We start from the raw sequence: 22,346 nt of genomic DNA on the forward strand, positions 1-22,346 counted from the left end.
TGAATGTGAGTTAAGGGTGCGCACGCACTAGCCTTGAAGGTATGGCGGAATTTATCTACACAATGACCAAGGCCCGCAAGGCTGTTGGCGACAAAGTAATCCTCGACAACGTGAGTATGTCCTTCATCCCAGGGGCGAAGATCGGCGTTGTGGGACCGAACGGTTCCGGTAAGTCCACCATCCTCAAGATCATGGCGGGCCTGGACACGCCCTCGAACGGTGAGGCACGGCTCAGCCCCGGCTACTCGGTGGGGATCCTGCTCCAGGAGCCGCCCCTGAACGAGGAGAAGACGGTGCTCGGAAACGTCCAGGAGGGCGTTGGCGAGATCTACGGAAAGATCCAGCGCTTCAACCAGATCTCGGAGGAGATGGCGAGCCCCGACGCCGACTTCGACAAACTCCTCGACGAGATGGGCAAGCTCCAGGAAGCGATCGACGCCGCTGACGCGTGGGACCTCGATTCCCAGCTGGAACAGGCGATGGACGCTCTTCGCTGCCCGCCGCCCGACGCCGATGTGACGGTTCTCTCAGGTGGAGAGCGCCGCCGCGTGGCACTCTGCAAACTGCTGCTCCAGAAGCCGGACCTCCTCCTGCTCGACGAGCCCACCAACCACCTCGACGCCGAAAGCGTGCTGTGGCTCGAGCAGCACCTCTCCGCCTACACCGGTGCCGTTCTGGCCGTCACCCACGACCGGTACTTCCTCGATCATGTGGCCGAGTGGATCGCCGAAGTAGACCGTGGTCACCTCTACCCCTACGAGGGCAACTACTCCACCTACCTGGAGAAGAAGCGCGCGCGCCTCGAGGTGCAGGGCAAGAAGGACGCCAAGCTCTCTCGACGCCTCACCGAGGAACTCGAATGGGTGCGCTCCAACGCCAAGGGCCGCCAGACCAAGTCCAAGGCGCGCCTTGGACGTTACGAGGAGATGGCCGCGGAAGCGGACCGCACACGCAAGCTGGACTTCGAGGAAATCCAGATCCCGCCCGGACCGCGCCTCGGAAGCCAGGTCATCGAAGCCCGCAACCTGAAGAAGGGCTACGAGGATCGAGTGCTCATCGACGGCCTGTCCTTCTCGCTGCCGCGCAATGGCATCGTCGGAGTGATCGGCCCCAACGGCGTCGGTAAGACCACGCTGTTCAAGACCATCGTGGGACTCGAGCCCCTTGACGGTGGGGAGCTCCGAATCGGCGAGTCGGTGAAGATCTCCTACGTCGACCAGTCCCGAGCCGGCATCGACCCCAACAAGTCGCTCTGGGAAGTCGTGTCCGACGGGCTCGACTTCATCCAGGTGGGACAGGTCGAAATGCCCTCACGGGCCTACGTCTCGGCCTTCGGATTCAAGGGCCCGGACCAGCAGAAGAAAGCCGGAGTCCTCTCCGGCGGCGAGCGCAACCGGTTGAACCTGGCCATGACCCTCAAACAGGGTGGAAACCTCCTGCTGCTGGATGAGCCTACCAACGACCTCGACGTCGAGACCCTGTCCAGCCTTGAGAACGCGCTGCTCGAGTTTCCGGGCTGCGCTGTCGTCGTCTCGCACGACCGTTGGTTCCTGGACCGGGTTGCCACCCACATCCTGTCCTATGAGGGAACCGAGGAAGATCCTGACGCCTGGTACTGGTTCGAGGGTAACTTCGACGCCTACGAACAGAACAAGGTGGAGCGTCTCGGCCCCGACGCGGCCAAGCCGCACCGCGTGACGCATCGCCGTCTGACCCGCGACTGATCTGCGGGCCGGCTGAACGCTCCCGAGGGCGCCGGAGGGCTGTCGTTGCGACATCCAGGAGTCCTGGAAGTTGCAACGACCGCTCCTCGGCTGACGCGGCCGCAGCAGCACGACGGAACAGTCCTCCGCCGATCCATGGACGGCAGCGGCGCGGGCAGCGCAGGGGGCAGGCCTCAGCTCCGATCGAGTGAGGTACAGATGCAGACCCGGTTCCCGTCGGGGTCAGCAAGCACGGTGAAGGACGGCGCTGCAGTGTCATCGACGATGGACCCGCCGCTGGCCACTGCTGCGGCGATCCGTTCATCGGCCACCTCGGGGGCGAGCCATAGGTCGAAGTGCCAGCGCTGGCGGGGACTCTCGTGGTCCTCGGTGCCCTGGAACCAGAGGCTCGGCACCCGACCGGTGGGGTCGAAGACCGAGTCCTGCACTCTGTTGCCCGAGCTACCGGTGAGCAGCACCGACCAGAAGGGTGCGACGCTGTCCTCGTGTGCCGTGTCCAGTGCCATCTCGAGTTGGGCCACGGCGGACGGCGTCGGCTCCAGCCCGTTCTCGCGGGCGATCCCGCTGATCTTCCTGGCCATGTCGATGTCCTTCTGCGTGACCCACAGACCGCCCTCATGGGTACACAGCGAGACGTCGATGACGCCGTAGGTCAACTTCCGGTCGGGGTGGTGGCCATCCTCTTCCGCGGCCTGTGCCACAGCGGTGAGGAACCTCGCTGCCACGGTGTAGTCCCCGATCGAGTAGCGCGCGTGAAGTGCCTGGGCCAGCTTGCGCCAGTCGCCGAGGCCGGCATCGATGATCTGCTGATTGCTTAGCTTCTCCATGGTGGAACTCTGCCATACGGGCGCGTAGGCCGGGGTCTTCGCCGGACGGACCGATCGGTGATAGCGGCTCGCCGGTTCGACGGGTCAAGCAATTCGAGCCGGGACGGTGGTCAGGAGCCGGCAGCCGGAACCCGGATCATCCCTTCCTGGGCAACGCTTGCCACGAGTTCGCCCGCGCGATTGTAGATCCGGCCGGCCGCGAGACCGCGGGCACCGGAAGCGCTGGGCGAGCTCTGGACATAGAGCAGCCACTCGTCGATTCGCACGGGCCGGTGCCACCACATGGCGTGGTCGAGGCTCGCGACGCTCATCCCCGGATGGATCCAGCTCAGCCCGTGCGGGCGGAGGATCGATTCGAGCAGAGTGTAGTCGCTGGCATAGGCGAGTGCCGCGCGGTGCACGTGCTGGTCGTCGGGCATGGGCCCGAAGGTCTTCATCCACACCGCGTTCCGGGCTTCGCGCGACCCGGCGTTGCTGATATACAGCGGAGCGTCGATGTGCCGCACATCGATAGGGCGCTGATAGGCCCACGCACGGGCCACGGGGTGGTCGAACCCGCCCAGCAGCTCCGCCGTGGTGGGCAGCGACTCCGGATCGGGTACGTTGTCGGGCATCGGGTCCTGGTGGGTGACGCCGTCGTCCGGTTCCTGGAAGGACGCGATCATCGAGAGGATCGGCACGCCGTCCTGGTACGCATGCGCGCGGCGAGCCGAGAAGGACCGCCCGTCCCGCAGCCTCTGGACTCCGAAGGTGATGGGCTGGTCCGCGTTCCCGGCACGCAGGAAGTACCCGTGCATCGAGTGCACCTGGCGGGTCGACTCCACGGTCCGCATCGCCGCAATCAGTGACTGTGCAAGAACCTGTCCGCCGAAAACCCTTTTCCCCGGCTGCGGCGCGGAGCTACCCACGAAGATGTCCTCATCGGTGTGGGCGCCGTCGGCGCTGCTGAGGTCGAGCAGGCCCAGCAGCGCCTTCGTGGGATCTGCCGGGTATTCCCCGGAATCGACGGGGCTGGCGACGTGCGGCTGTTCGGTCATGTGTCTCCTTGCGGGTGCGGTAGCTGCGGAGCGTCGGCCCCGGAAAATCTACCTTCGACACTAGACGGACAGGTCCGCACTGCTCAACACGCGCGCGGCGGCGGGGCGCGGGCAGGCACCCGGTCGGCGAATAGCCTGACGCACGGGCTTTTGAGAGTATTGCAGTATGTCGCCTCCGCTCACCGTCCCGCTTCAGCTGCGCTTCGGCGATGAAGATTCCTACGGCCACGTCAACAACGCACGGTTCGTGCAGTTCCTCGAGGACGCGAGGGTGCGCCTGCTGTCCGAACCGGGGGGTGGCTCCGCTTTCCTCGATGTGTCCGACGCAGGACAGTACACTCTCGTGGGACGACACGAGATCGAATACCTCGCCCCGCTGAATTTCAGTAGGGAACCGGCCGGAGTGGACGTGTGGATCACCGCCGTCGGCTCCTCGAGCTTCACCCTGGGCTACGCGGTGCGGGACACAGAAGCGCCCGACGCCGGCACCACGTGCGCGGTGGCATCGACCACGATGATCCTCGTCGACCGGCAGTCCGGCCGGCCCGTGCCGATGAGCGAGGCCCAACAAGCCGCGCTGGCGCAGTGGATCGGCCGTGAGGTGCCTTTCCGCCGCACTTCCGGCGCTTAGGAGCGGGCGATGTCCAGCAGTGAATTAGTGCTCGGCGATGCCCACGTGGCTGCCGATTTCCGGACCTTCACGGCACGGGCCCGTGCCAACGGCGACGGCGCCATGCGGCTGCAGGCCTCCGGTACCGTACTTGCGGCGTACGTCTGCACGCTCAGCGCAGCAGCGCTGGGGGAGTCGACCCCGACCGTGCTCGGGCTGAGGACGATGCCCCTGGCGGAGAATGCCTCCGTCGACATCACGGTGGGGCTAGGATCGGTCGCCGACCGTCTGGCACGCCTGCGGGACGACACCGTCTTCACGGTGCCCACCGTTGCGGTGACGGAGAACTGGGCCGGCGTGCTTCCGCCACGTTCAGGATGGGTGCAGGCCGGCGCCGTTCCGACCACGCTCCTCGAGGAGGCAGCACACAGCGGGATCCGGAAGGTTGCGGAACTCGTTCCCGACCGCGCGGGCGCTCCCGTGGTCAACAGTGCGCGGGGCGCCGTCTGGGGGCGACCGCTTCCCGGCGTTCCGGCAGGGCTGCCCGCTGGTGCTGCCTTCGGTGCCCTCAGTCTCGGGTTCCTCGTCCCGGGCGAAGCGCCGGCACTGTTCACCAACGGGCGATGGACGCGCCTGAGCACCAGCCGGGGGCACATCCTGGTACGGACCGCAGCGGTCCTCTAGGGAGCCGCTGAATTCACCATGGATTGCGCCGCGCGGTCCAGGTAGTCCCACAGCGTCGCTTCATGGAGCGGTGCGAGGTCGAGGGAGTCGACTGCCGCACGCATGTGCCGAAGCCACGAGTCCCGCGCCTGCGGGGTGACCCGGAACGGCATGTGCCGCATGCGGAGCCGTGGATGCCCCCTGGTTTCGCCGTAGGTCTTGGGCCCGCCCCAGTACTGCTCGAGGAACAGCAGGAGCCGCTCCTTCGCGGGACCCAGATCCTCCTCGGGGTACATGGGCCGCAGCAGCTCATCCTCCGCCACACCCTCGTAGAAGACGTCCACGAGCCGAACGAATGTCTCGTGCCCGCCCACGGACTCATAGAAGTTGTATTCGGGCTGGACGAACTGTTGCCCGGCTGCCACGAGCCGGTCGGCGGGCAACGGCGGCCGCGCGTGGCCCGTGCGCAGTTCAAGGGGCGTGGGCTCGACGCCGTCGTTGTTCCTCATGATGCGTCCTCCTGATGAGCGGTTCCTGCCGGGGCAGCTGCTGCCGGCGGTTCGACGTAGACTCCCTGGGACCGGTTGCCGACCTTGGTGATGTCGCCGTTGCGGACATACCAGATGGCCCCGTTCGCATCGATCATCCGGGTGATGCGAAGGCCGAGGGACTGCACCACTCCCACCGTCTCACCGACCTCGATGGTATCGCCCACTCCGTACTGGTCCTCGATGGTGATGAAGACCCCCAGGAATGCGTCGCGGATGATTTCCCGCGCCCCGAAGCCGATGGCGATACCCACGATTCCCACGCTGGCGAGGATGGGTCCGATCTGGAACTGCAGCTGTTCGAGGGCCATCAATGCCGCGACGACGGCGATGGTGATGCCGGCCGTGCTGGTGAGCAGGCCGCCGATGGTGTCCGCACGCTGGGTACGCCGCGCGTGGTCAAGGGACCGCAGGACCGGCTGGGCCCACTTGAAGTGCGGCTTGCTGAACACGCTGTACCCGTTCTGCACACGCCGGACGGAGCGCGCCACGAGATACCGCACCGCCAGCCAGAGCAGGAGGGCCAGCAGCAGGATGATCGCCGCGCCGAGAATGTGGCTTCCGTAACCGAGCTCCGGAAAAAGATCCATGGGGGTGCAGACTACTTTCTGATCCGCGCCGCAGGTGCTGTCCGCGGGCTGGGACGGAATCGGCGCAATTTCTAGGCTACATGCGCTGCGCTGCTAGGACCGGGTCAGGATGACCGGCTCGTGCAGCACGGGGAAGTTCACCGAACGTGCAATGAAGCAGGCCGCCGAAGCCTCCCGATGGATTCGAAGGGCTGTGTCGCGGTGGGCAGGGTCGGCGATGGTGACGACCGGATGGAGCACGGCCGAAGTGAATTCGCCGCTGCCGTTCCGGTTCAACCGCAGGAAACCGGCCGCGCTGTCCGAATACGCGGTGACCACCACGCCCGCCTTGACCGCCATGTGGAGGTAGGACAGCAGATGGCACTGCGCCAGTGCGGCCAGAAGCAGTTGCTCCGGATTCCACCGGTCGCGCTGCCCGTGGAATGTCGGATCGGCAGTCCCGGCAAGGAGCGGGGGTCCCGAAGCAGTGACTTCGTTCTCGCGGCTGTACGAACGGTAGCCGGTCGTGCCCTCCCCGAGGTTTCCGGTCCAGGTGACGGTGACGTCGTAGGTGTGTGCCGACACGGGGGCTCCTCCCATCAGCGGTCCACGGCCTGCGCGCGCAGCGCCCGCTGGACGCCGTCGCGGTTCTCCAGGATGAGGCGCCGCAGGGAGGGGCTGTCCTCCCCGAGCCGGTCGAGGAAGTCGTCCGCCTGCGCGAGCGCCCCCGGGGTGATGAGGCGTGAAGGGTACAGTCCCACCACGATCTGCTGCGCGATCTCATGGGTCCTGGTGTCCCACACCTCCTGCACGGCGTCGAAGTAGGTTGCAGCATAGGACTCGAGCAGGGCTGCGTCGTGGACGCGCGTGAACCCGAGGATCGCTGCCCGCTGGGTGGCGTTGGGGAGATCCGCCCGGCGCACGATGGCGTCCCACGCGGCTGCTTTCGCCTCGGGCGTGGGGATCGCCGCCGTGGCCGTTGCTGCGGCGAGCTGGCCGGCTGACGTGCCGTCGCGTGCCAGTTCGACGTCGATCTCCGGTTGTCCGTAGCGGCCGCCCGCCACCAGGCTGGTCACCAGTTCCCACCGGAGGTCGGAGTCGATTTCCAGGCCCTCCAGCGCTTCGGTGCCGGTGAGCACGGCCTCCACGACGTCCAGGTGTTTTCCACTACGGGCCCGGGCCGCGAAAGCCTTGACGAACTGCAGCTGTGAATCGGACCCCGTCTCCGCTGCGCGGGCAAGCTCCAGCAGGCTGTCCGCAGCGGCGTCGCCCATTTCCCTGCTGTCCGCAGGGCTGACGTAGTACGTCAGCGTCAGGGCCAGCTGCCTCAACAGCACCAACACCACGGACGAGTCCGATTCGGAGCCGATGTTCTGCAGCACAAGGTCCACGTAGTTGCGGGCCGGGGTCTCGCCGTCCCGTGCCGCGTCCCATGCCGACGCCCACACCAGCGTGCGGGGCAGCGAAGCGGCGAAGTCCTTGAGGTGCCGCACCGAGGTCCGCAGTGACACCGGGTCGAGCCGGATCTTCGCGTAGGCAAGGTCGTCGTCATTGAGGAGCACCAGCGCCGGGCGCTTCCTCCCGGCGGCCTCCGGAACCTCCGTGCGTTCGCCGTCGACGTCGAGCTCTACGCGGTGGACACGCACCAGCCGGGCGTCGTCGTCGAGGTCGTAGAACCCTACGGCAAGGCGGTGCGGGCGAAGGGTCGGATGACCAGCGGGAGCCGACTGCAGGATCGCGAATGCGGTGATGACGCCGTCGTCGGCGGTTTCGATGTCGGGCCGCAGCGTGTTGACGCCCGCGGTCTCGAGCCACTGCGCGGACCATTGGGCGAGGTCCCGCCCGCTCGCCTGCTCAAGCTCGGAGAGCAGATCCTTCAACTCGGTATTGCCCCAGGAGTGCTGGCGGAAGTACTCGCGGACGCCTTCCATGAATTCGTCCTGGCCCACCCAGGCGACGAGCTGCTTGAGGACCGAGGCGCCCTTGGCGTAGGTGATGCCGTCGAAGTTCACCTGGACGTCGTCGAGATCGTTGATCTCGGCCACGATCGGATGGGTCGAGGGAAGCTGGTCCTGCCGGTAGGCCCACGCCTTCTCGATCGAGGTGAACGTGGTCCAGGCCTGGGTGAACTCCGTCGCCTCCGCGGCAGCGAGGGTCGACATGTATTCGGCGAAGGATTCATTCAGCCAGAGGTCGTTCCACCACCGCATGGTCACCAGGTCGCCGAACCACATGTGTGCGAGCTCGTGCAGGATGGTGATCGCGCGGCGCTCCACCGTCGCATCGGGCACGCGCGAACGGAAGACATATGTCTCGACGATCGTCACCGCGCCCGCGTTCTCCATGGCGCCGGCGTTGAACTGGGGCACGAAGAGCTGATCGTACTTCTCGAACGGGTAGGGCGTCCCGAACTGCTTCTCATAGAACTCGAAGCCCTGTCGGGTCAGCTCGAAGATGTTCTCCGCGTCGAGGTGCTGCATGAGCGATCTGCGGGCGAAGACCCCGAGCGGGACGATGCGGCCGTCGGAACTCGTCACTTCGCTCCGCACCGCCTGGTAGGGCCCGGCGATCAGGGCGGTGACATAGGAGGAAAGGACCGGCGTCGGTTCGAACGACCACGTGGAGTACGCTCCGCCCTCAGCGGCGGACCCGGCCTGCACCGGAGCAGGGGTGGGGGAGTTGGAAATGACGTCCCAGTGCGACGGCGCGGTCACGGTGAAGCGGAACGTCGCCTTCAGGTCGGGCTGCTCGAAGACGGCGAACACGCGCCGGGAGTCCGGAACCTCGAACTGCGTGTAGAGGTACACCTCGTCATCCACGGGATCCACGAACCGGTGGAGCCCCTCTCCGGTGTTCATGTACGGGAGGTCGGCATGGACAACGAGCCGGTTCGACGCCGCCAGATCGTCCAGCTGGATGCGGACGCCGTCCGACACCGCCCCGGGGTCGAGGTCCACCCCATTCAGGTTCACCCCGTGGACGGTCTCGGTGACGGCGTCGATGAAGGTGGACGCTCCCTGCGCCGCCTCAAAATTCACCACCGTCGTGGAGCCGAACACGGTCTCCCCGCGGGTCAGATCGAGGGTGATGTCGTACGACTGGACTCTCAGCAGCTCGGCGCGGCTACGTGCTTCATCGCGCGTCAGGTTCATGCCTGGCATGGTTCGCCTCCGTGGTGGGGGATGTCGTTCCGTATTCTCTCACTGATCGGCGCCGGTTCCCCTGCCGGTTCCCGTGCCGGTTCGCGTGCCCGCCGGCACATCGGCACCCAGTACTCTGGGGGAAACCTCTCCTGCTGCGAACGGAGCACCCATGCGCGTCCACCTTGCCACCGACCATGCGGGAATGGAGCTCAGCGCCCACCTGCTGGAGCATCTCACCCGCACCGGCTACGACGTCGTCGATCACGGCCCCCGCGACTACGACCCGGAGGATGACTACCCTTCCTTCTGCATCAACGCCGCGCTCGCCGTGGTGGCCGACCAGTCGGCGGGAACCGACGCGCTCGGGATTGTGCTGGGCGGCTCCGGGAACGGTGAGCAGATTGCGGCGAACAAGGTACGTGGCGTGCGGGCAGCCCTCGCGTGGAACCTCGACACCGCCCGCCTGGCACGCCAGCACAACGATGCGAACGTCGTTGCAGTCGGGGGACGGCAGCATTCCGTCGGCGAGGCCACCGAGATCATCGAGGCCTTCCTGTCGGAACCCTTCAGCGGTGCCGAGCGCCACGTGCGTCGGATCGGCAAGATCGCCGCCTATGAAACCAACGGCACCATTGACGGATAGGGCCACCGTCCGTCGGACCGCGGGAACCTCCCGTGCCTGAAGGTCATTCGATCCATCGGCTCGCACTGCAGTTCACCGCGATGTTCGTCGGCGAGGAACTCGCCGTCAGCAGTCCGCAGGGCCGCTTCGCGGCCGGCGCCTCCCAGCTCGACGGACACATCCTGGTCAGCGCAATGGCTTCCGGGAAGCAGCTTTTCCTGGGCTTCGACAACGATCTTATCCTGAGGGTCCACCTCGGGCTCTACGGGGCGTGGACGTTCGGCGGCGACTCCACTTTCAGCGGGTTCCCCAGTATCGGTGCTCCGCGGCGCGTCGATGACGCGGTCGGGGGCACGGATGCCGTGCAGCCGCCCTACGCAGGGCCACCCGCCCCCGTCGGAGCCGTGCGTACCCGCCTCGTGTCAGGGCGCGGCTGGGCCGACCTCCGGGGTCCCACCGCGTGCGTCGTCATCACCGCCCGCGAGGAAGCGCTTGCGCTGGCCAGGCTCGGTCCTGACCCGCTTCGGGAGGGATCGGACCCAGCGGCCTTCGTCACCCGGCTCCGCTCAAGCGCGACGCCGATCGGTGTCCAGCTGATGAACCAGGCCGTGGTCGCCGGCATCGGCAACGTGTACCGCGCGGAAGTGCTCTTCCTGCAGCGCATCAATCCGTGGCGCCCGGGAAAGGCGGTGCTCGAGTCGGAGGCCCTGGCCGTCTGGGAGATCGCAGCGCGGTTGATGCAGGACGGCGTGCGCGAGGGGCGAATTCTCACGACGACGCCTTCCGAGCGCAACGGGCAGGCCGCGGAAGCCGCCCCGCACTACGTGTACAAGCGGACGGGAGAGCCGTGCCGCCGGTGCGGTACGTCGATCGCCAGCGCCGACATGGCGGCACGCACGGTCTACTGGTGTCCCGAGTGTCAGCGGAACTGAGGGGCGGAGCACAGGAACAGCCGGTCCCGAACGGGAACCGGCTGTTGGATTTGGAGGGGATGACGGGAATCGAACCCGCATCATCAGTTTGGAAGACTGAGGCTTTACCACTAAGCTACATCCCCGAAAATGCTGCATTCCTGAAGATATCTCTGGGACATTTCAGCCTCACGGCCGTCCGGAACGCCTTCAACTACACCACAGCCCGCCGGGAATCGCCAAATGTGCAACCGGGGTGAAAAGAAAGTACAGTTACAGCTGCAGTTACGGGGTGTAGCTCAGCTTGGTAGAGCGCCTGCTTTGGGAGCAGGAAGTCGCAGGTTCAACTCCTGTCACCCCGACTCAGAAGTTCCGGCATGATCTTGTCACTACAGAAACAATCCCAATTAGTTCAGGAGTCCTACGCCGTGAAGAGCGCCGTCGAAAACCTTTCCCCTACCAGGGTGAAGCTGAATGTCGAGGTCCCTTTCGAGGAACTCAAGCCGAGCATCGACCAGGCCTACAAGACGATCGCCTCGCAGGTGCAGGTTCCGGGCTTCCGCAAGGGCAAGGTCCCCCAGAAGCTCATCGACCAGCGTGTGGGCCGCGGTTACGTCATCGAAACGGCCGTCAATGACGGGCTGAACGGTTTCTACCAGACCGCTGTCCAGGAAACAGGGATCCGCCCGTTGAGCCGGCCCGAGGTGGAAATCACCGAGGTGCCCGATCCTTCCGCTGCCGACGGCCAGCTCCTGTTCACCGTCGAACTGGACATCCGTCCCGAGATCGAGCTTCCCGACTATGCGGGAATCGAAGTCACCGTCGAGGCTGCAGAAGCATCCGACGACGACATCGAGAAGTCGATGGACGAGCTGCGCAGCCGCTTCGGCACCCTTGTCGCCGTGGACCGCCCGGCGAAGGACGGCGATTTCCTGACGATCGACCTCACCGCGACCGTCGACGGCGAAGCCGTCGACTCGGCGCAGGATCTTTCCTACCAGGTCGGATCGGGAACCATGCTCGAGGGCATGGATGAGGCCGTCACGGGTCTGAGCGTGGACGAGACGGCAATCTTCGAAACCACGCTTGCCGGTGGCGAACACACCGGTGCTGAGGCTCAGGTGAACGTGGTGGTCAAGGCTGTCAAGGAGCGCGAGCTTCCCGAGGTGAACGACGAGTTCGCCCAGCTGGCCAGCGAGTTCGACACAGTGGCCGAGCTCCGCGAGGACCTCACCAAGCGCGCCTCCGAGGGCAAGCTCATGGACCAGGGCGTTGAAGCCCGGGACAAGGTCCTGGACAAGCTCGTCGAGATGATCGCCGTTCCTGTGCCGGAGAGCGTCATCGAGGAGCAGCTCGAGCAGCACTTCAACGGCGAGAACTCCCACTCCGCCGGTGAGGACCACGACACCGAGGAGCACCGGGCGGAGATCCGCACGAACACCGGCCGGGCGTTCCAGAACGAGGTCATCCTCGACGCCGTGGCTGAGAAGGAAGAGGTCGGCGTCAGCCAGAGCGAGCTGATCGACTACATCGTGTCCACTTCGGGCCAGTACGGCATGGAGCCCAACCAGTTCGCGCAGATGCTGGACTCAAGCGGCCAGGTTCCGATGATCGTCGGAGAGGTTCGGCGCCGCAAGGCCCTCGCCAGGGTCCTCGAACTCGCAACCGTGACCGACACCGCAGGAGCGCCGGTCGACCTCAGCGAATTCGTGCGCGCCGCCGACGACGACGCCGAGACCATCTCCGCGGACGACATCGGGGAATCCGACCAGTCCGTTGAAGCTGCAGCCGTCGAGGACATGCCGGCCGAGGACACCGCAGCTGAGGACACCGCAGCCGAAGACACCGCGGGCGATGCCGCTCCTGCGGAGGAGTCCGACGACGAGGCGACCGCCCGCGCCTGATTCCCGAACCGGGACGCGAAGCACGAGAATTTCCCGAAGCACCGCCGCCCGTCCGGGCGGCGGTGCTTCGTCTTTGGCGGCCGATTCCGGGCCTGCGGGCCTCTGCTTTCGTAGGTTCCGCCGCTGGTCCGCGGCTGGTGCGCCGTCAGCGAACAGTAGCCGGAGCGGGAGCAAAAGGGATCCGGCGCGGGTTAGTGTCCAGTGAGAGATAAACGGCCGGGCGGTTCCCTCGGGAATCGGCCCGCCAGAGTGAGAGGTCAACGAGAATGTCCACCGAACCAACCACACCCCGCATGGCCAGCCCGGAAGCGGCAGGCCGTGACGACTACATCTACAACCGGCTCCTCAAGGAACGCATCATCTGGCTCGGTTCGGAGGTCCGCGACGACAACGCGAACGCGATCTGCTCACAGCTGCTGCTGCTTTCGGCCGAAGACCCCGATCGCGACATCTTCCTCTACATCAACTCGCCCGGTGGTTCGGTGACCGCAGGCATGGCGATCTACGACACGATGCAGTTCATCCCGAACGACGTCGTGACCGTGGCGACGGGCCTTGCGGCCTCGATGGGACAGTTCCTCCTGTCCTCGGGGACCAAGGGCAAGCGGTACGCCACGCCCCACGCCCGCATCCTCATGCACCAGCCTTCAGGCGGCATCGGTGGAACGGCAACCGATATCCGGATCCAGGCCGAACTGATCCTGCACATGAAGCGGGTCATGGCAGAGCTGACCGCCGAGCAGACCGGTCAGACCGTTGAAAAAATCCTGGTCGATAACGACAGGGACAAGTGGTTCACCGCGCAGGAAGCCCTCGAATACGGTTTCTTCGACCACATCTCCGCGCACGCCGGATCCGTTTCCGGCGGCGGCGGCACCCAGAGCGCCTAAGGCTCCGCCCCACCTCCCTCCTCCATCAGTCGTTCCACCAGGAGACATCATGAACCACGATTTCCGCGCCTCCGCGGGTTCCCGGGCAACCAACCTGCCCACCGACCGCTATATCCTTCCCCAGTTCGAAGAGCGCACGCCCTACGGCTTCAAGCGTCAGGACCCGTACACCAAGCTGTTCGAGGACCGCATCATCTTCCTCGGCACCCAGGTGGACGACGCGTCCGCCGACGACGTCATGGCGCAGCTCCTCGTACTCGAGTCCACGGACCCCGAGCGCGACATCACTCTGTACATCAACTCACCGGGCGGTTCCTTCACCGCCATGACGGCGATCTACGACACCATGCAGTTCATCCGGCCCGAAGTCCAGACCGTATGCCTGGGCCAGGCGGCAAGTGCCGCGGCCGTCCTCCTTGCGGCCGGCGCGCCGGGCAAGCGCCTGGCGCTTCCCAACGCCCGGGTTCTCATCCACCAGCCGGCGCTGTCCGGCGGGCAGGGTGGCCAGGCCTCGGACCTCGAGATCCAGGCCAACGAAGTGATGCGCATGAGGACCTGGCTCGAGGACACCATCGCGCTGCACAGCGGGCGGGATTCGGAGCAGGTCAACCGCGACATCGAGCGGGACAAGATCCTCACCGCCGCGGATGCGGTGGAGTACGGGCTCGTCGACGAGGTCCTCGCCTCACGCAAGATGGTTCCACCGAAGATCAATACCCCGTAGGTCGTGTCCTCCATCGAGGGTTCAGGCTCACGATGAGGCGGGAAACCCCGCGGAAATGCCCGTGGCGCCGATCGGCACCACGGGCATTTCGATACTGATTCGCTCCGGCATGTGGCCTAGAGTGGACATAGCAACCACGTACCACGTAAGGGGACTGACACATGGCTCGCATTGGTGAGAGCACAGATCTGCTGAAGTGCTCTTTCTGCGGAAAAAGCCAGAAGCAGGTCCGGAAGCTGATCGCAGGCCCCGGAGTGTATATCTGCGACGAATGCATTGAGTTGTGCAACGAGATCATCGAGGAAGAGCTGTCCGAGGTCGCGGACCTCGGGACCTTCGAACTGCCCAAGCCGCGGGAGATCTTCGATTTCCTGCAGGAGTACGTGGTGGGGCAGGAACCGGCGAAGCGATCACTGGCCGTCGCCGTCTACAACCACTACAAGCGCATCCAGTCCGGCAGCGCGCCGCGTGCCGCAGGTACCCTCGCCGACGTCGCCGAGTCCGAGGACGTGGAGATCGCGAAGTCGAACATCCTCCTGATCGGTCCCACGGGCTGCGGCAAGACGTACCTCGCACAGACCCTGGCGCGCAGGCTCAACGTTCCCTTCGCCGTCGCCGACGCGACAGCCCTCACCGAAGCCGGCTACGTGGGCGAGGATGTCGAGAACATCCTCCTCAAGCTCATCCAGGCCGCGGACTACGACGTGAAGAAGGCCGAGCAGGGCATCATCTACATCGACGAGATCGACAAGATCTCCCGCAAGAGCGAAAATCCGTCGATCACACGCGACGTGTCCGGAGAGGGCGTCCAGCAGGCGCTCCTCAAGATTCTCGAGGGCACCGTCGCCTCGGTTCCCCCGCAGGGCGGGCGCAAGCACCCGCACCAGGAGTTCATCCAGATCGACACCACGAACGTGCTCTTCATCGTGGCCGGAGCCTTCGCCGGGCTCGAGGAGATCATCGGATCCCGCGCAGGGCGGAAGGGCATCGGTTTCGGTGCCCCGCTGAGCTCGCTCAAGAACGAAGAGGCGAGCTACGGGGACGTCATGCCGGAGGATCTCCTGAAGTTCGGCCTCATTCCCGAGTTCATCGGCAGGCTTCCGGTCATCACCACGGTGACCCATCTCGACCGGCCCGCCCTCATGCAGATCCTCACCGAGCCCAAGAACGCCCTGATGAAGCAGTACCAGAAGATGTTCCTGCTTGACGGCGTCGAGCTCAGCTTCGACCCGAAGGCACTCGAAGCCATTGCCGATCTCGCGCTCGAGCGCGGCACCGGAGCACGCGGGCTCCGCGCCATCATGGAGGAAGTGCTCCTGCCGGTCATGTTCGACCTGCCGAGCCGGAACGACGTGGCAGCGGTGGTCGTCACCGCCGACGTCGTCGCCAAGCAGGCGGAGGCCACCCTCATCTCCCACGAGGTCGTCGCCAAGCGCCGCACGAAGTCCGCCTGAGCGAATCGGGCGTGAAGGGCCCGATGCTGGAATAGCTTCCTCCCCGCCCCGGTTGCACCGATGAGAGGCATATCGCCTGACCATCGATGACGAGGAGTTTTTTCATGAGCGAGACCACCACCGCTGAGAAAGCCGATTTCTGGTTCGACCCCCTGTGCCCTTTCGCGTGGATCACGTCCCGCTGGATGGGGGAGGTGGAGCAGGTCCGCAGCGTCAGCGTCGACTGGCACGTCATGAGCCTTGCCGTCCTCAATGAGGGGCGCGATCTTCCGGCCGACTACCAGGAGCTGATGCGGAAGGGCTGGGCCCCCGTGAGGGTCATCACTGCGGCCAAGGAGCTGCACGGTTCCGAGTACGTCAAAAAGCTGTACGACGCCATGGGCACGCGCATCCACAACAAGGGCAATAAGGACTTCGACGCGGTGATCGCCGAATCCCTCGAGGAGGTGGGTCTCCCGGCGGACCTCGCGGCCTACGGAGCCACCGACGAGTACGACGCCCAGCTCCGTGCATCGCACCAGGACGGCATCGACCGTGTGGGCGACGAGGTCGGCACCCCCGTGGTGGCATTCAACGGAACCGCATTCTTCGGCCCCGTCCTCACGAGTATTCCCCGCGGGGAGCAGGCCGGACGGATCTTCGACGGCGCCGTGATGATGTCGGAATTCCCCGAGTTCTTCGAGCTGAAACGTTCACGCACCAAAAGCCCCACCTTCGACTGACTCCTGACGGGCCGGGACGAGCACCGGCACCGCAGCACCAGGAAGGGCCCCGCCGATCCGGCGGGGCCCTTCTGGGTGCTGTTATTCGACCGGCTGCGCGGCCAGGTCCACGTCGGTGACCGCGAGGTCGCCGTCGCCCTCGGCGAGCCGAAGCTCGCGGACGTTGCCTGCAGCCTTGAGGTCCTCAAGGCCCGCGGACAGCTGCGTCACCTGCTGCGGCGGCGCGGTCACCAGGGCCGTCACCACTTCCGTCCGCTGTTTCATCTTCGCCTCCGACTTCGCCTTGCGAATCCCGCCGAGGGCGAGAGCCACCGTGGTGAGGACCGCAGGATCCGACGTTGCGGGAACACCGGCGAACGCCGTCGTGGATGGCCAGTCGGCGGTGTGGACCGAACCGGTCCGCCACCAGCCCCAGACCTCCTCGGTGGCGAAGGGCAGGAAGGGGGCGAACAGCCGAAGCAGGGCGTCGAGCGTGGTGGCCAGTGCCGTCAGTACCGACTCCTGGCCTGCCTCGCCCGCCGCCCCGTACGCGCGGTCCTTGACGAGTTCCACGTAGTCGTCGGTGAAGGTCCAGAAGAACGCCTCGGTGAGCTGCAGGGCCCGGGCATGCTCATACCGCTCGAAGGCCGTGGTGGCCTGCGCCGTGACGTCGCGTAGTTGCGCCAGAAGGGCGAGGTCGAGCGGATTGGTCACCAGCGCCAGTGCTTCCGGTGCCGCGGAACGTTCAGTGGCACCGAGGTTCAGCACGAACTTGGAGGCGTTGAGCAGTTTGATGGCGAGCCGGCGGCCGATCTTCATCTGGGCGATCTCGTAGGCGGTGTCGACACCCAGCTTGGCCGATGCGGCCCAGTAACGCACGGCATCGGCACCGAACTGCTCGAGCACGTCGGTGGGCACCACCACGTTGCCCTTCGACTTCGACATCTTCTTCCGGTCCGGATCAAGGATCCAGCCGGACAGTGCTGCGTGCCGCCACGGGGGCGAGTCCTGCAGCGCGTCGGCACGCACCGCAGTGGAAAACAGCCAGGTGCGGATGATGTCGTGTCCCTGCGGACGCAGGTCGAACGGGAACACCTTGGCGAACAGGTCCTCGTCCCGGATCCAACCGCCGACGATCTGGGGGGTGAGCGAGGAGGTGGCCCAGGTGTCGAGGACATCACTGTCGCCGATGAAGCCGCCCGGCTGGTTCCGCTGGTCCTCGTCGAATCCGGGTGCCGGTTCGGCCGCGGGGTCGACGGGCAGGGAGTCGAAGCCGGGAACGACCGGTGCCTCGTAGTCGGGTTCGCCGTCGCCGTCGAGGCGGTACCAGACCGGTACCGGGACTCCGAAGAAGCGCTGCCGGGAGACGAGCCAGTCGCCGCTGAGGCCCTCGATCCAGTTCTCGTAGCGCGACCGCATGAACGGCGGATGGAACTCGATCTCGCGGCCGCGCCGGATCAGGCGTTCCCGCTTCGTCTCGTTGCGGCCACCGTTCCGGATGTACCACTGGCGGCTGGTGACCACCTCGAGCGGCTTGTCACCCTTCTCGTAGAAATTCACCGGGTGCGTGATCTTCTTCGGCTCGCCGTCGAGGTCCCCGCTGGCGCGCAGGAGCTCGACCGCGGCCTCCTTGGCGCTGAAAATGGTCTTGCCCGCCAGCGCTTCGTAGTTGCTGCGTGCCTCCGGCGTCACGATCCACTCCGGGGTTTCGCTGCGGATGCGCCCGTCACGTCCGACGACGGCGCGCGTGGGCAGCTGCAGCTCCCTCCACCAGGTGACGTCGGTGAGGTCGCCGAAGGTGCAGATCATGGCGATACCGCTGCCCTTGTCGGGCTTGGCGAGCGGATGCGCCTTGACCTCGACCTCGACGCCGAAGAGGGGAGTGGTCACGGTGGTGCCGAAGAGCGGTTTGTAGCGTTCGTCATCGGGATGGGCCACGAGGGCCACGCATGCCGGCAGGAGCTCGGGGCGCGTGGTCTCGATATGGACCTGGCGGCCCTCGGGGGCGGCGAAAGCGATCCGATGGTACGCACCGGGCTGCTCGCGGTCCTCGAGCTCGGCCTGGGCGACGGCGGTGCGGAACGTGACATCCCACAGCGTGGGTGCTTCGGCAAGGTAAGCGTCCCCGGCACCCAGGTTTTCCAGGAAGGCACGCTGCGAAACCGCACGCGAGGTGTCGTCGATGGTGCGGTAGGTCAGGTTCCAGTCAACGGAGAGCCCCAGGGTGCTGAAGAGGTTCTCGAAGACCTTCTCGTCCTCGACCGCGAGCTCCTCGCACAGCTCGATGAAATTGCGCCGCGACACGGCATCGAAGTCACGCTGGTTCTTCGCCGGTTCGGCGGGGGGCCGGTAGCCGGCGTCGTAGGGAACCGAAGGGTCACAGCGCACGCCGTAGTAGTTCTGGACACGGCGCTCGGTGGGCAGGCCGTTGTCATCCCACCCCATGGGGTAGAAGACGTTCTTGCCCCGCATCCGGTGGAACCGTGCCAGGACGTCGGTCTGGGTGTAGGAGAACATGTGTCCCACGTGGAGCGAACCGGAGGCCGTGGGGGGAGGAGTGTCGATCGAGTAGACGTCCTCCCGCGTGGTGTCCCGGCGGAAGGCGTAGGTCCCGTTGTCCCGCCACTGCCGGGCGAGCCGGGGCTCTAGCCCTTCGAGGGCGGGCTTGTCGGGAACGAGAACGGGCTGGGAGGAGGGCGTGTCTGTGCCCTGAGTAGTATCGGCCATACCCGCCATTCTGCCATCCGAACCCTGCAACACGACGTGCCCTGCCCTGTGCTGCAGGGTTTCCCGCTCCCGCGGTCGGCGGCCTTGCCCTACCGGGCGCGGAATTCCTCTGGCTAGAGTGGGTCCATGACTCAACTTTCGCCTGCATCCATCGGTTCCCCTGCGCCTGACGCGCCGAAAGCACTGCGTGCCGTGGTGACCGGTGCCAGTTCCGGCATCGGCGCCGCCACCGTCCGCGCCCTTCGGGCAGCCGGTTGGGACGTGACCGCCGCTGCCCGGCGTCGGGACCGACTACAGTCGCTGGCCGAGGAGACCGGGGCCACTGCCGCCGTCGTCGACGTCACCGACCAGCAATCGGTCGAGGACCTGCTGCGCACCGTGACGGAGGCAGGACCCGTGCACGCGGTGGTCAACAATGCCGGGGGCGCGTTCGGTGCCGATCCCGTCGCCGAGGCGAAGGATGACGACTGGGAGTACATGTACAACACGAACGTGCTCGGGTCCATGAGGGTGACGCGTGCCTTCCTTCCGGCGCTCCGCTCGGGCGGACAGGGCAGCGTGCTCTTCCTGACGTCGACGGCGGCGCTGGCCGCCTATGAGGGCGGGGCGGGATACTGTGCTGCGAAAGCCGGCCAGCAGGCCCTGGCGCGGGCACTGCGGCTCGAGGAGGCCGCGAACAATATCCGCGTCATCGAGGTGGCCCCCGGGATGGTGCACACCGAGGAGTTCGCGCTGAACCGTCTGGCCGGCAACCAGGAAGCTGCGGATCGGGTGTATGCCGGTGTGGCCCGCCCGCTCACTGCGGCCGACGTCGCCGACGCGATCGTCTTCGCGCTGAACGCGCCGCACCACGTCAACATCGACCAGATCGTCCTGCGGCCGCTCGCGCAGGCAGCCAACCACAAGGTACTGCGCGGCTGAGGAAAGCCTCAGCCGCCCGGGGCGGGCTCGAGGGCGAAGCGGAGCGAGTAGTTGTCGAGCGTCCCCGGGAGCCTGCCGCTCGGGTCCAACCGGTGGTGGCTCCTCAGGTGGAAGTCGGTCTCCCCGATCAGCCGGGCAAGCGCTGCGCTCGTCAGGAGCAGCACCAGTTGCTTCCCCGGGCACACCACGGGCCCGTCGCTGAAGGGGATCAGCGGCCAGCCCCCGGAGTCGCCGGACTCGTCCTCGAGCCAGCGCTCGGGGGCGAACTGGTGCGCCTTGGAGATATTGCGTTCGTCCCGGTGGAAGTAGGGCGCGAAAATCAGAACTCCGCACCCGGCGGGCATCAGTCCATCCTCCCATTCCACGGGGCGCGTGGTCTGCCGCAGGATCAGGGGGGTGGTGGGCCACAGGCGCAGGGACTCGAGCACGCAGGAGCGCAGGTAGGGAAGGAATGAACCGCCGGAGTCGTCGTCGCGCAGTTCCTGGCGTGCACGCTCCCTGGCCTCCGGATGGGTGGCGAGGACGGACAATGCGCGGAAGGTGGCCATGCCCGCGGGATCGAAAGCGAAGAGCCATTGCGGAACCTGTTCCGCAGGTGCCGCGTCCTCATGCTGCGGTGCGCGCGCCGCCAGAACGGAGGCGAGGCTGCCCTCCTCGGCGCGGCCCAGTTCATCATTGATGCGGGTCAGGAACCGTGCCCTCAGCTTTTTCTGCTTCGGGTGAAGGAAGGCCCAGTTGCCGCTCTTACGCAACTGGGTGATCATGTCCGTCAGTTCCTCGTCATTCCGTGCGGAATCGCCGAAGACCACGCGGCGCACCACGCGGTACCAGGCGGGAAGGAAGTCCTCCCAGGCCAGCTCTCCACGCTTCGCCGCCGTGGCAAGGAGCTCGTCCATCTCCTGCCGGACCACTGGGAGGAAAGCCCCGGCAAGCTGGTGGATGGGGTGGTCGGTGTCCAGGACCTGCTGCTGGAGAGCACGCCGTATGTTCCGCACCGGTCCCTTCGAGATCAGCACGTTGCCGGGCTGGAAGTGTGCGAGCGCCGCGCGCTTCTCATCACTCGCCGGGGAGAAGGGTTCGGGGGACATGTCCAGCACGGTGTCCACGTGGCCCGGTGCGAGGATCACGGCCTGGTGGCGCACGGGCAGGCGCAGGAGCAGCGGACCCTCGGGATGCTTGTCGGAGAGCCGGCGCACCACGCGAATAGCGCGGTCGTCGAGCCGGAAGCGCTCCGCGAACCCGACGACCCGGGGCCGCCGGATGATCGGGCCCTTGGCGAGGGTGGGAAGGAGGACCGCTCCGATGAACATTGCCGTATCCGGCACGGAGGCCGTCGGCAGCCTGGGGATGCTCATGCGTGTACCGCCTGTCGGGAAGTAGGGAGGTTACGTTTTCCACCCTGCCAAGGGATGCCATCCAGCACAATGGAAAGGTGCCGGGAATGGCTTCCGCCCCGATCGGGTTCTACCGGCTGACAGAGCAGCACACCCCACCCGCCTCGGAGGAACCATGAATGCCAGTCCCGATGCCCGGGCGGAGCGCTGGAGCCGTTTCCGGGAGGCCCGCAACAGGGACCTTGCGGCCGAGCACGGCTGGCTGACGCTCACGTCGTTCGAGTGGCTGGAGACCCGGCCCGGCGCCGTCGGATCCCTTCCCGGCTCATGGTCCTCGGACGGTACGACGGCGCTGCTGACCGCGGCGGCGGAGGACGGACTCACATTCGTGGGAACGGGCCGACCCGTGACCGGGACGGTTCCTGCGACGCTGGCCGACGAGGAATCGCTGATGTGGGTCCAGTACGGGGGCGATGACGGCACACAGGTGGTGGTGGAGCTTGCCCGGCGGGCCAACCGGTACGCCCTCCGCACGAGGGATTCGGAATCACCGGTGCGCACGGCGTTCGACGGCGTTCCCACCTTCGAGTATCGCCCGGACCTCGTGATCGAAGCCCGCTACGAGGCATATCCCGAGCCGGTGGACGAACCGATCAGCACCGCCAACCCCCTGGTGCGTGGAGTGCACCGAGCAGCGGGTGAGGTGGTCTTTCGGCTCCCCCGTATGGATTCCGAGTACCGCTTGCAGGCGGCGGCGGACCAGCAGGGTGCGCTGACCGTCACCTTCTCCGACGCCACCAACGGGAACACCACCGCCGGATGGCGGAGGGTCTCCACGGGGAAGCCCCATCCCGACGGAACAGTCATCCTGGATTTCAATCGTGCCGTCAACTACCCGAGCGCTTTCACCCCGTACGGCACGTGCCCCATGCCGGTGAAGGGGAACAGCCTCGGCGGAGGGATCGAGGCCGGCGAGAAGCGGCCCGCCGGGGCGGAAGGAACCGGGCAGCCCTGATTCCGAACCTGATATAGATAGG

Annotated in this window: 20 protein-coding genes and 2 tRNA genes; 13 read left to right on the forward strand and 9 right to left on the reverse strand. The window is 66.3% G+C overall.

Translation table 11 applies throughout. The features are described from left to right. The first annotated feature begins 41 nt into the window (after positions 1 to 41). Positions 42 to 1,724: an energy-dependent translational throttle protein EttA gene (ettA, locus tag IWX65_RS02735; RefSeq protein WP_196880924.1), complete on the forward strand. Its 1,683-nt coding sequence runs from the start codon at positions 42 to 44 to the stop codon at positions 1,722 to 1,724. 173 nt (positions 1,725 to 1,897) lie between these two features. Here the strand turns inward: ettA and IWX65_RS02740 are convergent, their stop codons facing one another. Both IWX65_RS02740 and IWX65_RS02745 read right to left on the reverse strand, forming a co-directional pair. Then, positions 1,898 to 2,551: a 4a-hydroxytetrahydrobiopterin dehydratase gene (locus tag IWX65_RS02740; RefSeq protein WP_196880925.1), complete on the reverse strand. Its 654-nt coding sequence runs from the start codon at positions 2,549 to 2,551 to the stop codon at positions 1,898 to 1,900. Between the two features lie 110 nt (positions 2,552 to 2,661). Further along, a complete protein-coding gene (locus tag IWX65_RS02745) occupies positions 2,662 to 3,588 on the reverse strand; it encodes an acyl-CoA thioesterase (protein ID WP_196880926.1) in 927 nt (308 codons plus the stop codon). Positions 3,589 to 3,754: 166 nt separating this feature from the next. On the opposite strand from IWX65_RS02745, the gene IWX65_RS02750 reads away from it, so the two are divergent. Both IWX65_RS02750 and IWX65_RS02755 read left to right on the forward strand, forming a co-directional pair. Next, the gene (locus tag IWX65_RS02750; protein WP_196880927.1) at positions 3,755 to 4,219 is read left to right on the forward strand and encodes an acyl-CoA thioesterase; all 465 of its coding nucleotides are present in this window, start codon (positions 3,755 to 3,757) and stop codon (positions 4,217 to 4,219) included. A 9-nt stretch (positions 4,220 to 4,228) separates the two neighbouring features. Continuing rightward, positions 4,229 to 4,882, forward strand: coding sequence for a hypothetical protein (locus IWX65_RS02755; RefSeq protein ID WP_196880928.1), 654 nt, complete (start codon positions 4,229 to 4,231; stop codon positions 4,880 to 4,882). Here IWX65_RS02755 and IWX65_RS02760 read toward each other — a convergent pair. From IWX65_RS02760 to pepN, 4 genes are all read right to left on the reverse strand, one after another. Further along, positions 4,879 to 5,370, reverse strand: coding sequence for a globin (locus IWX65_RS02760; protein ID WP_196880929.1), 492 nt, complete (start codon positions 5,368 to 5,370; stop codon positions 4,879 to 4,881). The genes IWX65_RS02755 and IWX65_RS02760 overlap by 4 nt on opposite strands. Beyond that, the gene (locus IWX65_RS02765; RefSeq protein ID WP_196880930.1) at positions 5,367 to 5,999 is read right to left on the reverse strand and encodes a mechanosensitive ion channel family protein; all 633 of its coding nucleotides are present in this window, start codon (positions 5,997 to 5,999) and stop codon (positions 5,367 to 5,369) included. The genes IWX65_RS02760 and IWX65_RS02765 overlap by 4 nt, the downstream gene beginning before the upstream one ends. 93 nt (positions 6,000 to 6,092) lie before the next feature. Beyond that, a complete protein-coding gene (locus IWX65_RS02770) occupies positions 6,093 to 6,563 on the reverse strand; it encodes an OsmC family protein (RefSeq protein ID WP_442859153.1) in 471 nt (156 codons plus the stop codon). Between the two features lie 14 nt (positions 6,564 to 6,577). Then, positions 6,578 to 9,130 carry an aminopeptidase N gene (gene pepN / locus IWX65_RS02775; protein WP_196881080.1) on the reverse strand — a complete coding sequence of 851 codons (2,553 nt, stop codon included), beginning with the start codon at positions 9,128 to 9,130 and terminating at the stop codon, positions 6,578 to 6,580. A 160-nt stretch (positions 9,131 to 9,290) separates the two neighbouring features. Here pepN and IWX65_RS02780 point away from each other — a divergent pair, with 160 nt between their 5' ends. Together IWX65_RS02780 and IWX65_RS02785 are read left to right on the forward strand one after the other, a co-directional pair. Continuing rightward, the gene (locus tag IWX65_RS02780) at positions 9,291 to 9,764 is read left to right on the forward strand and encodes a ribose-5-phosphate isomerase (protein ID WP_196880932.1); all 474 of its coding nucleotides are present in this window, start codon (positions 9,291 to 9,293) and stop codon (positions 9,762 to 9,764) included. Positions 9,765 to 9,796: 32 nt separating this feature from the next. Then, the gene (locus IWX65_RS02785; protein WP_196880933.1) at positions 9,797 to 10,675 is read left to right on the forward strand and encodes an Fpg/Nei family DNA glycosylase; all 879 of its coding nucleotides are present in this window, start codon (positions 9,797 to 9,799) and stop codon (positions 10,673 to 10,675) included. Positions 10,676 to 10,726: 51 nt separating this feature from the next. Here the strand turns inward: IWX65_RS02785 and IWX65_RS02790 are convergent. Further along, positions 10,727 to 10,800: transfer RNA gene (locus IWX65_RS02790), tRNA-Gly, on the reverse strand. A 142-nt stretch (positions 10,801 to 10,942) separates the two neighbouring features. On the opposite strand from IWX65_RS02790, the gene IWX65_RS02795 reads away from it, so the two are divergent. The 6 genes from IWX65_RS02795 (at position 10,943) to IWX65_RS02820 (ending at position 16,348) form a co-directional block, all read left to right on the forward strand. Next, a tRNA-Pro gene (locus IWX65_RS02795) sits at positions 10,943 to 11,016 on the forward strand. Positions 11,017 to 11,082: 66 nt separating this feature from the next. Continuing rightward, complete coding sequence (tig, locus tag IWX65_RS02800) at positions 11,083 to 12,558, forward strand: trigger factor (protein ID WP_196881081.1); 1,476 nt, start codon at positions 11,083 to 11,085, stop codon at positions 12,556 to 12,558. 266 nt (positions 12,559 to 12,824) lie between these two features. Further along, a complete protein-coding gene (locus IWX65_RS02805; RefSeq protein ID WP_442858967.1) occupies positions 12,825 to 13,448 on the forward strand; it encodes an ATP-dependent Clp protease proteolytic subunit in 624 nt (207 codons plus the stop codon). Positions 13,449 to 13,497: 49 nt separating this feature from the next. Then, entirely contained in the window at positions 13,498 to 14,172 is a 675-nt protein-coding gene (locus IWX65_RS02810; protein WP_196822142.1) for an ATP-dependent Clp protease proteolytic subunit, read from the forward strand. A 161-nt stretch (positions 14,173 to 14,333) separates the two neighbouring features. Further along, a complete protein-coding gene (gene clpX, locus IWX65_RS02815; protein WP_196880934.1) occupies positions 14,334 to 15,626 on the forward strand; it encodes an ATP-dependent Clp protease ATP-binding subunit ClpX in 1,293 nt (430 codons plus the stop codon). A 104-nt stretch (positions 15,627 to 15,730) separates the two neighbouring features. After that, positions 15,731 to 16,348: a mycothiol-dependent nitroreductase Rv2466c family protein gene (locus IWX65_RS02820; RefSeq protein ID WP_196880935.1), complete on the forward strand. Its 618-nt coding sequence runs from the start codon at positions 15,731 to 15,733 to the stop codon at positions 16,346 to 16,348. Between the two features lie 81 nt (positions 16,349 to 16,429). Here the strand turns inward: IWX65_RS02820 and valS are convergent, their stop codons facing one another. Further along, complete coding sequence (gene valS / locus IWX65_RS02825; RefSeq protein WP_196880936.1) at positions 16,430 to 19,054, reverse strand: valine--tRNA ligase; 2,625 nt, start codon at positions 19,052 to 19,054, stop codon at positions 16,430 to 16,432. Between the two features lie 126 nt (positions 19,055 to 19,180). Between valS and IWX65_RS02830 the strand changes: the two genes are divergently transcribed. Further along, positions 19,181 to 19,975, forward strand: coding sequence for an SDR family oxidoreductase (locus tag IWX65_RS02830; protein ID WP_196880937.1), 795 nt, complete (start codon positions 19,181 to 19,183; stop codon positions 19,973 to 19,975). A gap of 8 nt (positions 19,976 to 19,983) precedes the next feature. Here IWX65_RS02830 and IWX65_RS02835 read toward each other — a convergent pair whose 3' ends face one another. Then, on the reverse strand, positions 19,984 to 21,330 hold the full coding sequence (locus IWX65_RS02835; protein ID WP_196880938.1) for a cytochrome P450: 1,347 nt from the start codon (positions 21,328 to 21,330) through the stop codon (positions 19,984 to 19,986). A gap of 154 nt (positions 21,331 to 21,484) precedes the next feature. Between IWX65_RS02835 and IWX65_RS02840 the strand changes: the two genes are divergently transcribed. Then, positions 21,485 to 22,324, forward strand: a complete 840-nt coding sequence (locus IWX65_RS02840; RefSeq protein ID WP_196880939.1) for a DUF1684 domain-containing protein — start codon at positions 21,485 to 21,487, stop codon at positions 22,322 to 22,324. Positions 22,325 to 22,346 lie beyond the last annotated feature (22 nt).

The sequence above is a fragment of the Arthrobacter sp. CAN_A214 genome (assembly GCF_015751955.1).
GTDB lineage: Bacteria > Actinomycetota > Actinomycetes > Actinomycetales > Micrococcaceae > Arthrobacter_D.